This window comes from Nocardia sp. NPDC058176 (assembly GCF_042883805.1).
Lineage (GTDB): Bacteria > Actinomycetota > Actinomycetes > Mycobacteriales > Mycobacteriaceae > Nocardia.
The window spans coordinates 1853213-1866958 of record NZ_JBHVVA010000001.1 but is presented as its reverse complement, the minus strand read 5'-3'; the positions used below and the strand labels follow the sequence as shown (position 1 = coordinate 1866958).

Sequence of the window (13746 nt, the reverse complement as noted above, 5' to 3'; positions counted from 1 at the left end):
TCAGGACTTCCGGCCGGACACGACCAGATACGGGTCGACCAGTACCGGAGTGCCGGACTCGGAACTTGCGGAGGCAGTGAGATATTCGTCGAGCCGAGCGCTCGCCCGCACCCAGCTCCCGCGCGCTTCCAGCTGGGTGCGCAGAGCCGCCAGCGCTCCCAACCGTTCGGTGACCTGAGCGGCGAACCCGCGCCCGCTGTCCAAGGGCAACCGCAGTTCGTGCGAGCGCACCTCCACCGCTTCCAGCCCGGCCTCCACCGCGGCCCGCTCGGCGGCGTCAGGCGCACTCCACAGTGTCGGGAAGGTCGGCGCCGGCGCACCCAGCTCGGCGGCCAGGATCGTCCGCGCCCGATTCGGCCATCCGTCCGCGCTGAGTGTGGTGAACGCGACCGATCCGCCCGCCCGCACACACCGGACGAGTTCGGCGAGTGCCCGGGTCGGGTTGTGCGCGAAGATGATTCCGAACACCGAGACGGCGGCGTCGACAGACGCGGTCGGCACCGGAAGGTCTTCCGCGTCCGCCACGATGAACTCGGCATCCGGCAGCCGCTCGCGAGCACCGTCGATCTGCTCGGGGGAGGAATCCACACCGATGACCCGAGCGCCACGATCGAGAGCGACCGCCGCGGCATTGCCGGTGCCGGTGGCGCTGTCCAGCAGCACTTCACCGCGCCGCAGCCCCACGTCCGCGACCGCCGCTTGCGATGCGGGAAAGAGGTAGTCGGCAGTCCGCGCGTAGCGGTCGGGGGTCCAGCGCTGGTTCATCGGCCATCCGTTCGTCGACAGGATCGGCTGGAGTAGAACTCCAGCCCTACGCTCTGACGACGAGATTTCACCAGAGTGACGCTCTAGTCAAGAGCCTGGTGTGCCGATCGGGCAAGTAGGCTTCGACCGTGCACGAACCGTCGCTCCTGGCCATGGCCGACCTCGCCACCCCGATGAGCATCCGAGTCGCCGCGACCCTGGGGCTGGTCGAACACGCGGGCAGCGCAGGCGCCACCGCCGACCAACTCGCCTCCCGCACAGCCACTTCGGTTCCGGCGCTGCGGCGACTGCTCGACCACCTGGTCACCATCGGCGTCTTCGACCTCGAACACGAGACCGGCCGCTACCGGCCGACACGCCTCGGCGACCAGATGAACGCGAACTCCCCGGACGGCGTGAAACTCCTGCTCGACATGACCAGCGCGGGCGGCCGCGCCGAGCTGGCCTTCGTCGAACTGCTGCACACCATCACCACGGGCGCGCCCGCCTACCCGCGCCGATACGGGCGAGAGTTCTGGGACGACCTCGACGCGAACCCCGGGCTGCGCTCGTCCTTCGATGCCCAGATGCGTTGGCGTTTCCGGGATCAGGCGACGCAGATCGCCGAACGCCACGACTGGGGCCGCTACCCCGACCTCGTCGATGTCGGCGGCGGTGACGGCACCCTGCTCACCGAGATCCTGCGCGCGCATCCCGGTGTGCGGGGGAGGGTCATCGACCTCGCGCCGACCGCCACCGCCGCCACGCGACGATTCGCGGCGGCGGGACTCGCCGACCGGGCCGGTGCCATCGCGGGCAGCTTCTTCGACCCGCTGCCGGGCGGCGCCGACGCCTACCTCCTGTGCGACATCCTGCACGACTGGGACGACGAGCACGCGCGCACCATCCTCGCCGGCTGCGGGCGTGCCGCCGGGCCGGACGGCACCGTCGTGGTGATCGAGGCGGTCCGCGGCCGGGGCGTCGGCACGGCCATGGACCTGAGCATGCTGATGTGCTTCGGCGGCCGGGAGCGCACGATCGGCGAACTCACCGAGCTGGCCGCGCACTGCGATCTCGAGATGCGGACCTCGGCGCAGGTGTCCGACGGGCGGACCGCACTGGAATTCCGGGCGAAGTGGACGGCCGCGGAAACGACTCCGCCCGCACGGTCGACCGTGCGGGCGGAAGCGTTCGATCAGAGATTGACGCCGAAATCGCGCGCGATGCCCTCGAGCCCGGACGCGTAGCCCTGACCGATCGCGCGGAACTTCCACTCCGCACCGTTGCGGTACAGCTCGCCGAAGACCATGGCGGTCTCGGTGGAGGCGTCCTCGGAGAGGTCGTAGCGGGCCAGCTCCTCGCCGTTGCTGCGGTCGACGACGCGGATGTAGGCGTTGCGGACCTGCCCGAAGGACTGGCTGCGGGTGATCCCGTCGTAGATCGAGACCGGGAACACGATGGACTCGATGGTCTCCGGGGTGTTGGCCAGGTCGACGTTGATCGCCTCGTCGTCGCCCTCGCCCTCGCCGGTCCGGTTGTCACCGGCGTGCTCGATCGCGCCCTCGGGCGACTTGAGGTTGTTGAAGAAGATGAAGTGCTCGTTCGACACGACCTTCTTGTCGGCGCCGAGCGCGATGGCGCTGGCATCCAAGTCGAAGTCCGTCCCGGTGGTCGTCCGCAGGTCCCAGCCGAGGCCGACCGCGACCGCGGTGAGGTTCGGCGCCGCCTTGGTCAGCGAGACGTTGCCACCCTTGGACAAACTGACACCCATACCGATAACTCCCATCGATCATCGCGGCACGGAGGGTGCCGACCGTTCGTACAGTAGCACGTGCCACTGTACGTTCCCTTGCGCATCCGACAGCTGATCATGCCTGAAAACATCTGGCGGATAGGCGAATTGGTCTACATGACGTTTGTCCGTTTCGGGGGGGGGGGGGGGGGGTTAGCGAGCCCTGGCGCCCTTCGGGACATGTAGTCGACGGATGTCCGAAATGGGAGAAATCGTCGATAACGGAATGGTCTCGGCGTGCGATTTCCATCACCTGGCTAGCGAGATGAATCGTGATTTCGGCGCGTTGAAATCACTGGTCGAACCCTTTTCGACCGGCGGAACTCCGGTGTATCGAAGGGTGTGTCGAACAATTGTCACGGGACGGTGACGGGACTTCGGGTTGGCTATCCATTCCGCGCCGTCGTCTATCTTCGATGACGGACGTGAAAGTGGAGAAGCGACCTCCGAAAGGAGTGTCCGGGCGGGAAGGAGTATTCGGAAGATGGTCTGCGTGCTCGGTCCCGATCTGCGGACCTGTCGGGACGCGCTGGAGATGGCGGTGCGGGCGCCCTCGGTGCACAACACCCAACCCTGGCGCTGGCGGATTCGGCCCGACGGGATCGAACTCCGCGCCGACACCCGTCGGCAGCTCACGGCCACCGATCCGCTCGCGCGGGCCATGGTCGTCAGTTGCGGTGCGGCACTGCACCATCTCGAAGTCGCCTTCGCGGTGCTCGGGTGGGGCGTGCGCATCACCCGCTGTCCCGATCCGGCGGACCCGGATCTGCTTGCCTCGCTGACGTTCTCGCCCCGTGCGGTGTCCGAGACCGATGTGCAGCTGGCCGCGGCGGTGATGCTGCGCCAGTCCGACCGGCGCCGATTCCCGGCCGGCCTCCTGCCCGCGGGCAGTGTCCGGGCGATCTCGTCGGCGGCGTCGCGCCACGGCGCGGCCGCGCGCGTCATCCCGGATCGGCTGCTGCCGCAGCTGGCCGACCCGATGCGCGAAGCCGCCGTTCGGCACGCCACCGATGCCGACTACCTCGCCGAACTGGCGGAGTGGAGCGGGTGCCGGGGCGCGACGGAGGGCGTGCCCGCCCGCAACACCCCACCGGCCCGATCCGACGCGGAACTGCCCGTGCGCGCGTTCGTCGATTCCGAACTGCGCGAACACACCTCGATGCCGGACGCCGCGCAATGGCTGGTCGTCTGCACGACCCACGACGATCGGATCTCGCAGCTGCGCGCCGGTGAGGCCACCAGCGCCATGCTGCTGAAGGCCACCCACCTCGGCCTGGCCACGAGTCTGCAGTCCGAGCCGCTCGGCATGCTCGACCTGCGCGACCAGATCCGCGGATCGTTCCTGCACCAGTGCGCCTTCCCACACATCATGATTCGCGTCGGCGCGATGCCGACCACCGCGACTCCGCTGCACTCGACCCCGCGCCGCCCGGTCGACGAGGTCATCGAGCTGCCCTGATCCCCGCCGGATCGCGCCGGGACGGGCCGATCTGAAATGTGAGTCCACCACAGGCCGGTCCACGGTGAATAATCGAGCGATGACCGATCGGGATGACGCGTCGAGGGCCGAGCGCGCCCTCGTGGAACGCGTGGTGGGCGTGGGCGAGTCGCTGGCCGTCGGGCGGTTCCAGTATCGATTCGACACGAAACGCTGGGAGTGGTCCGAAGAGGTCGCGCGGATGCACGGCTATCCGCCCGGTACGGAGCCGACCACCGAGATGCTGTTGTCGCACAAGCATCCCGACGACCGCGACCGGGTGAAGGAGATGATCACCTCGGTCGAGGACGGCGGGACGTTCTCCAGCCACCACCGCATCGTCGACACCGACGGCAGGGTCGTCGAGGTGCTGGTGGTGTCCGAGCCGATGGCCGACGACGAGGGCACGGTGATCGGCACCGAGGGGTACTACGTCGACGTGTCCGAGACCGCGGCCGAATACCGGCGCGAGGCGATCGATCAGACCCTGCCCGGCCTGCTCGACGCCAGGGTGCTGATCGAGCAGGCCAAGGGCGCGTTGATGCTGACCTACGGCATCACCGCCGACCAGGCGTTCCGGGTGCTGCGCTGGCGGTCGCAGGAGACCAACGTCAAACTGCGCACGATCGCCGAGCGCGTGGTCGCCGCGCTGCCGACACTGGCCGGTGACGAGGTCCAGCTGCGCACCCGGTTCGATCATGTGCTGCTGACCGCGCACCTGGGAGACGACCCGATCGGCTGACCCGGACGCCGGTGCCGCAAGTCGGTTGGTGGGCCAATAGTTTGTGCGATAACTGTTCGTGGGCTAATCTGGCGTGGACCGATCGAAGGAGTTGGACACGTGGACGCGCTCGACGACCCACTGCGCCTGGACCGGCAGGTGTGTTTCGCCCTCGCCGTGGCGAATCGCTCGGTGCTCGCCGTCTATCGGCCGCTGCTCGAACCGCTCGGTCTCACGCACCCGCAGTATCTGGTGATGCTCGCGCTGTGGGGCGAGGCGCCGATGTCGGTCAAGGCGGTGGCCGAGGCGATCCAGCTCGACTCGGCGACCCTGTCGCCGCTGCTCAAGCGGCTCGAATCGGCCGGACTGCTCACGCGTCGCCGAGACCCCCACGACGAGCGCACCCTGCTGATCGACCTCACCGAGGCCGGTTGGGACCTGCGGCGCCGGGCCGAGGAGATCCCGCCCGCGGTCGTGGCGCGGCTCGGCGTGAGCCTGGCGGATCTGGAAGAATTGCGCGACGTCCTGGGCCGGGTCAACACGGCCGCGCGTGGCGCGTCGGAATCGAGGGAGTGATCATGACCGACCTGACCCCGAATCTCTGGCAGCGGCTGCGCTACATCGGCGGCGCCACGCTCCCGCCGACGATGTCGGACTGGGTCCTGGCCGATCTGACCGGGCCCGGCGCCACCCGCCGCTACCTGACCCGTTTCCTGCTCCCGGTCCTCCCGGTGCTGTTGCTGTTCCTGCTGGTCCCGGGCCCGGCCTGGATGGGCCTGTCGATGGCGGCCCTGCTCTACCTGCCCCTGGTCTACTTCACCATCGCCCTGGTCTACGTGTACCGCCGTCACCGCCTCGTCAGCCACGGTTTCGCCCCCGAGCTCGCGAACGTGGCCGAACAGCGCCGCATCGAATCCGAACGCGCCGCCTACGAACTGCGGCACCCTCGCGCCTGATCCTCACACTTTCCGCACGCGGGCCGTCGCCGTCGTGACGACCTCACCGTCGCGATCCCGCGGCCGCATCTCCGCGACTACCCGCCCGTCCTCGTCGACGAGCGCCGAGTGCGCTTCCCCCGCCTCGAAGGCGTGGCGCTCGCCCCACTGCCGCAAGGCCACGATCGTGGTGAACAGATCGCGCCCCGACTCGGTGAGCTCGTAGACGTGCCGTTTGCCACCCGGGGGCGTCGTGGTGGTGAGAATGCCGTGCTCGACCAGTCTGCGCAGGCGGTCGGTGAGGATGTTGCGGGCGATGCCGAGCCGCTGCTGGAAGTCGGTGAATGCCGTCGCGCCGTCCATCGCGTCGCGCACGATCAGCAACGCCCAGCGCTCACCGACCAGATCCACGGTTCGGGCGACCGGACACGTGGGGTCGGTCCACGGTCGGCCGGAGTCCGGTGTGGTCGTCATGCCCTACCTCCCAATCGGTTGCGATTCGAAACCATTATCTCCTAACCTGAATTGGTTGCAATTTGCTACTGATTCGATCGAGGTGTGGTGTGACGAAGTCCCAGCGGTTCGTCCTGGCGGTGGTGTGCGCGGTCGCGGTGTCGACGATCTACGCCATCCAGCCGGTGTTGGCTTCGGCGGGTGCCGATCTGGGTTTCGCGCCGGGGGCGGTGGGGTGGCTCGTTGCCGCCGGGCAGATCGGCTATGTCGTCGGGCTGCTGTTGGTGGCGCCGCTGGGTGACGTGCTGAACCGGCGCCGCCTGATCGCCGCCCAGCTCGTGGCCACCGCACTGGGTACCGCGCTCGTGGCATGCGCGCCCGGTGCGGTGGTCGCGGTGGTGGGGCTGGTGGTCACCGGTGTGTTCGCCGTCGTGGTGCAGGTGACCGTCGCCTATGTGGCCGGTGTGTCGCCGCCGTGGGAGCGGGGGCGCAATATCGGTGCCGTGACCTCCGGGGTGGTCGTCGGCATCCTCGGTGGCCGAGCCGTGGCCGGGGTGCTGGGTGACGCGCTCGGCTGGCGCGCTGTCTTCGGCCTGCTCGCGGTGCTGTGCCTGGCGCTCGCCGGAACTGTCGGGGCGGTGATGTCGCCCGACGGCGGCCGGGACACCGAGCGGTACCGCCGAATTCTCGCCGCGACGGGTCGGCTGGTGCGCACCGATCCGCTGTTCCGGAGTCGCGGTCTGATCGCGTTCTTCCTCTTCGCGTCGTTCGGGACACTGTGGAGCGGGTTGGCGCTCGTCCTCGGCGCCGAGCCGTGGAACTTCGGCGCCGCGGAGATCGGAGTGTTCGGGCTCGCCGGTCTCGCGGGAGCGCTGGGCGCGAGTCGCGCCGGACGGCTGGCCGATGCCGGTCGCGCGCAGGCGGTCACGGGCTGGTCGCTGGCACTGCTCGTCGTGTCGTGGCTGTTCATCGGCCGGGCGGAATCCTCGCTGCTCCTGTTGTTCGTCGGCATCATCGCGCTCGACTTCGCCGTCCAGGCGGTCCACGTCAGCAGCCAGCAGTTGCTGACCGCACGCGATCCGCAGCGCGCGGCCGGCGTCATCGGTGCGTACATGGCCTGCTACTCGCTGGGCTCGGCGCTCGGCGCGATCACGACCGCTTGGGCCTACAGCGCCGGGGGATGGGCGGCTTCGTCCGGCGTCGGTGCGGTCTTTTCGGTGGCCGCGATCGTCGTGTGGGTGACCTGGCGGTTCGGCGATCCCGCGCACGGCGACGGGGTCGAGGCGGCGGTGGGATCACCGTGTTGTGCGGTCGGCGGAAGTGATTAACGCACGACGAGTGCAAAGTTTGACCGCTTTGTCCGCTGCTGCAAGGCTTCTCGGGTAGACCAGCGAATCCAAGAGATTGTTCCAGCCGGTCGATACATATGGTCGCGCTGGGCAGGTCCGGCGTGGTGTCCGATCGAGAAAGAACCCGCCAGTGATGAAAGTCCTCTCTCCGCGTCCGCGCGCCCGGATCCGGCTGCGTGCCGCCTCCGTCCCGCTGACCGCGATGCTGTTGCTCACCGCCTGTGGTTCGGGTTCGGGCGACGAACCCCCACAGGCGCAGGCGGGTGGGACGCTGACCTTCGCGGTCGGCACCGACGCCGGCTGCCTCGACCCGCACCAGGCCGGTAGCAGCGACACGGTGTACGCCCTGCGCCAGACGGTGGATTCGCTCCTCGACCAGGACCCGTCGACCGGTGAACTGGTGCCGTGGCTGGCCGAGTCCTGGGAGGTCAGCGACGACGCGCGGACCTTCACCTTCCGGCTGCGACCGAACGTCACCTTCAGCGACGGAACCCCGCTCGACGCGGCCGCGGTGAAGGCCAGCTTCGACGCGGTACCCACGCTCGGCGTCCTCGCCATCCAGGCCACGTCCTACCTCGAGGGCTATGTGGGCACCACCGTCGTCGACGACCTGACCGCGGCGGTGAGCTTCACTCAGCCCAATGCCCAGTTCCTGCAGGCGACGACGACCTCGTCGCTGGGCGTGATCGCCCCGTCGAGTGTCAGCAAGGCGCCCGCCGAGCGCTGCAGCGACGGCGTGATCGGCTCCGGGCCGTTCGTGCTGGACGAATACCTCAGGAACCGGTCGACCACCCTGACCAAGCGGCCGGGCTACGACTGGGGTTCGTCGCTGTGGACCAAGGACGGCGAAGCGTACCTGGACCGGCTGGTGTTCAACGTGGTCGCCGAGGCCGGGGTGCGCACGGGCAGCGTGATCTCCGGCCAGGTCGACGCGATCGGGCGGGTCGCCCAGGCCGAGGAGGCGGCGCTGGCCGGTGCCGAGGTGGCGTTGCAGGCGTACACGATTCCCGGCGTCGGCTACAACCTCGGCTTCAACAACAGCAGGGCCTTCTTCGCCGATGCGCGGGTGCGCCAGGCGATTCAGGTCGCGGTCGATCGCCGTCAGATCGTCGAGACGGTCTTCTCCAGCGGCACCGCGCCCGCGACGAGCGTGCTGGCGAAGAACACCCCGGGCTATGTCGATCTGAGTTCGGCGCTGTCGCTCGATGTCGAGCGGGCCGAGCGTCTGCTCGACGAGGCCGGTTGGGTGACCGGCAGCAACGGCATCCGCGAAAAGGACGGCACCGCACTGCGTTTGAAGACGGTGTGGTTCAGCAACGCGGCCACCTTCCAGCCCGCGCTGGAACTGATCCAGCAGCAGCTCAAGGATGTCGGGGTCGAACTGGTCCTGCAGGAACTCCAGGTCGCCCAGTTCCCCGAGCTGATCAGCTCCGGTGATTTCGACCTGTTCTGGGGCGGCAACTACAGCCGTGCCGATCCGGACGCCCTGCGCACGCTCTACTCCACCAAGCTGCGCAACGCCTACCGGGTGCCGCAGACCGAGCTCGAGGAACTGCTCGATCAGCAGGCCGCCACGCTCGACCCCACCACCCGCAATCAGCTCGTCGCCCGCATCCAGGAACTGGTCGTCGCCAACGCCTATGTGGTGCCGATCGTCGACCAGCAGACGGTGCTGGCGCTGCGCTCCGGCGTGCACGATCTGCGTTTCGCGGGCGCGGGCGACATCCATCTGCACGACACCTGGAAGAACTGAACGACCATGTGGCGGTTCGTACTCCGGCGTTCGGCGCAGGCCGTGGCAGTCCTGTGGGCGGCCTACACCGTGTCGTTCTTCATCCTGTTCTACCTGCCGGGCGACTCCGTGGACGCCGCGGCGGGCGCGGCCGGCGCGGCGACCTCGATCGATCCGGGTCAGCTCGACCAGCGCCGGTCGGAGTACGGACTCGACGAGCCGGTGCTCACGCAGTACGCGCAGCATCTGTCGGGGGCGCTGCGGGGCGACTTCGGCACCTCGTTCGCCAGCGGTGAGCCGGTGAGTTCGCTGCTCGCCGACGCCCTGCCCCCGACACTGCAGCTCACCCTCGCGGCCCTGGTGCTGGCGATCGTGGCCGGGACCGCGCTGGCGGTCCTGGCCACCTACGGGGTGAGCCGGTGGCTCCAGCAGGTGCTGTTGTCGTTGCCGTCGCTGGCGATCTCGATCCCGACGTTCTGGATCGGGTTGATGCTGATCCAGGTGCTGTCGTTCCGGGTGCGGGTGTTTCCGGCGTTCGGCAACGACGGCTGGCGCGGTCTGATCCTGCCGACCGTCACCCTGGCCATCCCGACGGCCGCGCTGCTCGCCCAGGTGCTCACGAAGAGCCTCTCGACCACCCTCGAAGAGCCCTATGTGCAGACCGCGCGAGCCAAGGGCGCGAGCCCGACCCGCATCCGGTTGCGGCACGCGCTGCAGAACGCGTCGCTGCCCGCGCTCACGGTCGTCGGGTTGCTCGTCGGCGGCCTGCTGGCCAACTCGGTGCTGATCGAGACCGTGTTCTCCCGCAACGGACTCGGGCGGGTGATCGTCGACGCGGTCACCGTGCAGGACATCCCGGTCGTGCAGGGGGTCGTCGTGTTCAGCGCGGTGGTCTTCGTGACGGTGAATCTGCTCGTCGACCTGATCTATCCGCTGCTCGACCCGCGGGTCGTGAGCGAGGCGAGGAGTTCGGTGTGACCACCTCCACGCTCATCGAATCCGTCAGTGGCACCGCGCGACCGGCACCGGCGACGAAACCCAGGGGCGGTGCGCCGCACGGACGCGCGGCCACGGTCCGGTTCTTCCTGTCGCGTCCCGGGCTCGTGTTGTCGATTCTCGTCGTCGCGCTCGTCGTCGCCGCGGCGTTCTTCCCGGAACTGTTCGCCTCCGCGGATCCGTTGCGCGCCACGCCGACCCAGCGCTTCGCACCACCGAGCGCCGAACACTGGTTCGGCACCGACGAATTGGGGCGCGATCACTACGCGCGAGTCGTTCACGGGACCGCGCTGTCACTGAAGGCGACCTTCATCGCGGTCGGCGTGGCGCTCGTCGTCGGCGGGGCGATCGGGCTGCTCGCCGGATTCGTCCGTGGCTGGGTGGAGACGATCGCGATGCGGTTCATCGACGTGGTGCTCTCGATTCCGGCGCTGTTCCTGTCACTGGCGCTGGTGACGGCGCTGGGTCACGGGCTCGTCAATGTCGCTGTGGCGGTGGGCGTCGCGGGGGTGGCCGGCTTCGCGCGGGTGATGCGGGCGGAGGTGCTGCGGGTGAGTCAGTCGGTCTACGTCGATGCCGCGCGGTCGTCCGGGACCCGCTGGTATCGCGTGATGGTGGGGCATGTGCTGCCGAACGCGCGTGGTCCGGTGGTGGTGCTCGCGACGCTCGAGCTGGGGACGGCGGTGCTGGCGGTGGCGTCGCTGAGCTTCCTCGGTTACGGGGCACCGCCCCCGGCGCCGGAGTGGGGGACGTTGATCTCGAGTGGCCGCAACTATCTGGCCAACGCGTGGTGGTTGTCGACGCTGCCCGGGCTGGTCATCGTCGCGACCGTGTTGTCCATCAATCGCATCGCCCGTGCGCTCGACGGCGAATGGGGCCGTCGCGCAACGACATCGGGCCCTTCCCTTCGACGATCAGGAGATACGTAGATGACCGACACCGAGGAACGCCCCGGCCTGCCGACTCTCGCCGAGCCGCTGCCCGGACTGCGAGAGTTCCTCGCGCACAAGCGGACCGCGCTGCTGGCGTTGGAGGGGAAGCGGCGCCAGGAGCCGCCGGACGAGCCCATCGTGATCCGCGCGCACACGGTCGCCGAAGGGCGCAGCGGCGTGCGGCGGATCCGGATTCGCGAGCACCAGATCATCAGTGACTCCCCGGCCGAGTTCGCCGGATACGACCTGGGGCCGGGCTCGCCGGAGATCCAGCTCGGCGTGCTGTCGAGCTGCCTGGCCCACATCTTCGAGATCACCGCGGCCCGGGAGCAGGACCCGCTCGACGAGTTGCGCGTCGAGGTCGAAGGGGAGATCGAACCACGCCGGGGCACACCGGGTTTCGAGAACGCGCCGGTCGAGCCGCACAACATCCGGTATCAGGTGTTCGTGACCTCGCCGGCCGGCGCCGAGCGGATCGATGAGCTGTTCCAGATCGTGGAAGCGCAGTGCCCGATTCTGGCACTGCTGACCAATCCGCAGACCATCACCGGTTCGCTGACGCTCACGGCGAGCCACCGGTGAGCATGCTCGAAGAGAGAGTGGCTCGCCTGGAAGCGGAGGGGGAGATCAACCGGACCTTCTTCCGCTTCTTCGAACTCGTCGACAGTCGACGCTACGAGTTGATCGCGCCCGAATGCCTCGCGCCCGACGCGCAGATCGAATACCACGTGCCCGCGCCGCACCGCTTCGACGGGCGCGACGCGTTCACCCGGTACATGATCGACAAGGTCGCGCCGCGTTCGCAGCGGGTGGCGCACGTCCTCGGGCACACCGTGGTCGAGTGGCACGGTGATCGTGCGCGGCTCAAAGCCCGTGCGACGGTGTGGCACTGGTATCAGCGGCATGCCGAGCTCGGCGATCTGCGCCCGGCGGACTGGACCACGGTCGGGCACGTCGAGGACGATTTCGCGCTCGTCGATGGGCGGTGGCTCATCGCGCGGCGAGTCGTCACCCCGGTCGCGGGGCTGGTGGCGGCGGGATCGCCGCCGCCCGGTCTGCCCGAGCCCTGAACTCTCAGGAGGTGCCGTAGGCACGCAGGAACGTGTCGACGGCGCCCTCGGCGACGAACCGGATATCGGCCGCCGGGACATCACGGGTGCCCATCCGGGACCGCGATTCGGCGGGTGCGCTGAGCATCGCCAGCAGTTGCTCGGCCGCCTGGTCCGGGTCGCACTGGCGCAACTGCCCGGCGAGGACGAGGCGCGCCAGCCGGTCGGCCAGCGCGGGACCGAGCCGGTCCGACGTGCGTCCCTGCACGACCTCGATCAGGTGCGGGAACCGCGCGACCTGGGCGTAGGTGAGCCATCGCAGCGCCCGCGAACGATGCTCACAGCCCACCTCGAGTATCCCGCGCGTCACCTCGTCGAGCGCCGCGCGCAGATCGGTCACCGGCGTGCGCAGCCGCTCGATCACCGCGAGATTGTCGGCGAGCACGGAATCGGCCGTCGCCGCCATCGCCTCGTCGAAAACCCGCTGCTTGTCCTCGAAATGGTTGTACACCGTCTGCTTGGACACCCCCGCCTCATCCGCGATGTCCTGCACACTCGCCTGGTCATACCCCTGACACGAGAACACCGCGAACGCCGCATCCAAAATCGCCCGCCGCTTGTCGATGCGCCCACGCGCCACCTGCAGATCCACCACCCCACTTTACCGACCACACCCCACGACGAGACTGAGCAGTCCAGTTCCACGGACCCCGAACTCCCCGATCCTTGACCCGTCCCTGCCCACCGGTTGTCGGATAGTCTCGCCACGTGATCGATGCGGTGACGAAGATCCCCTAGCGCTTCGTGCCATCGCTGCCGATCCTGTTCGCCTTCATCGGGGCAAGCCTCGCCATGAATCTCACGCCGGGTCTGGACACGATGTTCGTGCTCGCTCAGACGTCGCACGGTGGGGCGCGTGGCGGCTGTCGTGCGGTGCTCGGTATCGCCACCGGCTCGGCATTCCATACAGTCCTTGCGGCAGTGGGAATTACGGCATTGGTGGCAACCTCACCGGCTTCGCTCACCGCCCTCACCTATGCCGGTGGGGCGAAGGGATTCGCGACAGTGGTCTCGCGAATCGCCGGGGTCGTACTCATCGCACTCGCGGTTGGGGTGGCGCTTTCACGGTGACGGATCGGCATGGCGGCTATGTTCGGCGTCGCCGGGCGAGGAGCCAGGCCGTGATCGCGGCGAGGAGGGCGGCACCGGCCACGACGGGTAGGCGGGGTGAGGGGATGGCTCGTTCGGCGAGTGGGGCGGGGACGGCGGATTCCAGTTTGTCGGCGATCTGCTGGGACTTCTCCTTGGCCTGGGCCTGGATCTTGTCGGCCTTGTCGCGTGCCTGGTCGGCGGCGTAAAGCGCTTGGTATTTCGCGTCGGTCACCAGGTCTTCGGCCGACCGGTTGTTCTCGTCCGCGGGCTTGTCGAGTTGGTCGGTCAGTTCGGCGACGACCTCGCTGAGTTCCAGGCGGGCCTGGTCGCGGGCCCGGCGCAGCGAATCCGGGTCGTTGGGTTGGTTCATCGCGTACTCCCGTTCTCTTCGTGCCAGGGGGACGGGTGGCGGGC

17 protein-coding genes are annotated in these 13746 nt (G+C 68.8%); 12 read left to right on the top strand and 5 right to left on the bottom strand.

Annotated features, from left to right (window positions below; genetic code table 11):
• Positions 1-765 carry a class I SAM-dependent methyltransferase gene (locus ACFVVM_RS08765; protein ID WP_387614925.1) on the bottom strand — a complete coding sequence of 255 codons (765 nt, stop codon included), beginning with the start codon at positions 763-765 and terminating at the stop codon, positions 1-3.
• Between the two features lie 128 nt (positions 766-893).
• On the opposite strand from ACFVVM_RS08765, the gene ACFVVM_RS08760 reads away from it, so the two are divergent.
• Entirely contained in the window at positions 894-1991 is a 1098-nt protein-coding gene (locus ACFVVM_RS08760; RefSeq protein ID WP_387614922.1) for a methyltransferase, read from the top strand.
• On the opposite strand, the gene ACFVVM_RS08755 is transcribed toward ACFVVM_RS08760, so the two are convergent.
• Positions 1940-2515 carry a TerD family protein gene (locus ACFVVM_RS08755; protein WP_387614919.1) on the bottom strand — a complete coding sequence of 192 codons (576 nt, stop codon included), beginning with the start codon at positions 2513-2515 and terminating at the stop codon, positions 1940-1942. The two genes, ACFVVM_RS08760 and ACFVVM_RS08755, sit on opposite strands and share 52 nt — an antisense overlap.
• A gap of 505 nt (positions 2516-3020) precedes the next feature.
• On the opposite strand from ACFVVM_RS08755, the gene ACFVVM_RS08750 reads away from it, so the two are divergent.
• From ACFVVM_RS08750 to ACFVVM_RS08735, 4 genes are all read left to right on the top strand, one after another.
• Positions 3021-3995, top strand: coding sequence for an Acg family FMN-binding oxidoreductase (locus ACFVVM_RS08750; protein ID WP_387614916.1), 975 nt, complete (start codon positions 3021-3023; stop codon positions 3993-3995).
• Between the two features lie 79 nt (positions 3996-4074).
• Positions 4075-4755 (top strand): PAS and ANTAR domain-containing protein, encoded by a 681-nt coding sequence (locus ACFVVM_RS08745; RefSeq protein ID WP_387614912.1) that lies wholly within the window; start codon positions 4075-4077, stop codon positions 4753-4755.
• 99 nt (positions 4756-4854) lie between these two features.
• Positions 4855-5310 carry a MarR family winged helix-turn-helix transcriptional regulator gene (locus ACFVVM_RS08740; RefSeq protein ID WP_387614910.1) on the top strand — a complete coding sequence of 152 codons (456 nt, stop codon included), beginning with the start codon at positions 4855-4857 and terminating at the stop codon, positions 5308-5310.
• Between the two features lie 2 nt (positions 5311-5312).
• Positions 5313-5690 (top strand): DUF5313 family protein, encoded by a 378-nt coding sequence (locus tag ACFVVM_RS08735; protein ID WP_387614908.1) that lies wholly within the window; start codon positions 5313-5315, stop codon positions 5688-5690.
• Positions 5691-5693: 3 nt separating this feature from the next.
• Here ACFVVM_RS08735 and ACFVVM_RS08730 read toward each other — a convergent pair whose 3' ends face one another.
• Positions 5694-6143, bottom strand: coding sequence for a winged helix-turn-helix transcriptional regulator (locus ACFVVM_RS08730; protein WP_387614906.1), 450 nt, complete (start codon positions 6141-6143; stop codon positions 5694-5696).
• Between the two features lie 89 nt (positions 6144-6232).
• Here ACFVVM_RS08730 and ACFVVM_RS08725 point away from each other — a divergent pair, with 89 nt between their 5' ends.
• From ACFVVM_RS08725 to ACFVVM_RS08700, 6 genes are all read left to right on the top strand, one after another.
• Entirely contained in the window at positions 6233-7450 is a 1218-nt protein-coding gene (locus tag ACFVVM_RS08725) for an MFS transporter (RefSeq protein WP_387614903.1), read from the top strand.
• A gap of 154 nt (positions 7451-7604) precedes the next feature.
• Positions 7605-9224, top strand: a complete 1620-nt coding sequence (locus ACFVVM_RS08720) for an ABC transporter substrate-binding protein (RefSeq protein WP_387614901.1) — start codon at positions 7605-7607, stop codon at positions 9222-9224.
• A 6-nt stretch (positions 9225-9230) separates the two neighbouring features.
• On the top strand, positions 9231-10181 hold the full coding sequence (locus tag ACFVVM_RS08715; RefSeq protein ID WP_387614898.1) for an ABC transporter permease: 951 nt from the start codon (positions 9231-9233) through the stop codon (positions 10179-10181).
• Positions 10178-11128: an ABC transporter permease gene (locus ACFVVM_RS08710; protein WP_387614896.1), complete on the top strand. Its 951-nt coding sequence runs from the start codon at positions 10178-10180 to the stop codon at positions 11126-11128. The genes ACFVVM_RS08715 and ACFVVM_RS08710 overlap by 4 nt, the downstream gene beginning before the upstream one ends.
• Positions 11129-11713 carry an OsmC family protein gene (locus ACFVVM_RS08705; protein WP_387614893.1) on the top strand — a complete coding sequence of 195 codons (585 nt, stop codon included), beginning with the start codon at positions 11129-11131 and terminating at the stop codon, positions 11711-11713. It begins immediately after the preceding gene.
• A gap of 2 nt (positions 11714-11715) precedes the next feature.
• Positions 11716-12201: a nuclear transport factor 2 family protein gene (locus tag ACFVVM_RS08700; RefSeq protein WP_387616794.1), complete on the top strand. Its 486-nt coding sequence runs from the start codon at positions 11716-11718 to the stop codon at positions 12199-12201.
• A gap of 4 nt (positions 12202-12205) precedes the next feature.
• Here ACFVVM_RS08700 and ACFVVM_RS08695 read toward each other — a convergent pair whose 3' ends face one another.
• The gene (locus tag ACFVVM_RS08695; RefSeq protein ID WP_387614890.1) at positions 12206-12832 is read right to left on the bottom strand and encodes a TetR/AcrR family transcriptional regulator; all 627 of its coding nucleotides are present in this window, start codon (positions 12830-12832) and stop codon (positions 12206-12208) included.
• 152 nt (positions 12833-12984) lie between these two features.
• Here ACFVVM_RS08695 and ACFVVM_RS08690 point away from each other — a divergent pair, with 152 nt between their 5' ends.
• Positions 12985-13311, top strand: a complete 327-nt coding sequence (locus ACFVVM_RS08690; protein ID WP_387614887.1) for a LysE family transporter — start codon at positions 12985-12987, stop codon at positions 13309-13311.
• Between the two features lie 16 nt (positions 13312-13327).
• Here the strand turns inward: ACFVVM_RS08690 and ACFVVM_RS08685 are convergent, their stop codons facing one another.
• Entirely contained in the window at positions 13328-13702 is a 375-nt protein-coding gene (locus tag ACFVVM_RS08685) for a hypothetical protein (RefSeq protein WP_387614885.1), read from the bottom strand.
• Positions 13703-13746 lie beyond the last annotated feature (44 nt).